The sequence below is a fragment of the Marinobacter sp. genome (genome assembly GCF_040904845.1).
Lineage (GTDB): Bacteria > Pseudomonadota > Gammaproteobacteria > Pseudomonadales > Oleiphilaceae > Marinobacter.
The window spans coordinates 1-565 of record NZ_JBBDSR010000100.1; the positions used below are offsets into that span (position 1 = coordinate 1).

At 54.2% G+C, this 565-nt stretch carries 1 pseudogene; it reads right to left on the bottom strand.

Annotated elements, in window-relative coordinates:
• Positions 1–178: 178 nt before the first annotated feature.
• A pseudogene (locus WD429_RS12675) lies at positions 179–565 on the bottom strand (glutamate--tRNA ligase); the annotation flags it as partial.

The window sequence follows — 565 nt, forward strand, 5'->3', positions numbered from 1 at the left end:
AAGCGGGATCGAACCGCTGACCTCAACACTGCCAGTGTTGCGCTCTCCCAGCTGAGCTATGGCCCCTCAACGGCTGCGTATATTAAGGATCCACCCTATGGGCGTCAACCTTTAAGCTTCATTTTTTTAAGTTTTCTGAACATCCCTGTTCATTCCGTTCAGTTCTTCACCAAAGCGGTCATTCTGCGATCAATGCCGCGTATTCCTTTTCCACTCGTTTGGTTTCTTTCTTGGAAAAGCCACCCAAAATTTCCAGGGCGTGACGCAACCGTGAGCGGGTCATGTCCGGTCCGAGCAGCGCCATGGAATCCATCACCGACCACGAATTCGGCGTTCCGGCAATGGCCACGAAGATGGAGAACATGAAGTCGCCCATCTTCAGCTCCATGGCCTTGGCCAGGGTTTTGATGTCGGCGAAGATGTTGTCCTTGCTCCAGTGGCGTTGGGCTTCGAGCTTCCACAGGGTGAACTGCAGCACCCGCTTGATCTGGGCGTCTTCCAGCTTGTTGTGGGCGAAGTCTTCCGGCTTGAGGTTGAGCATGCCGGAGAACATGAACGCCGCCAT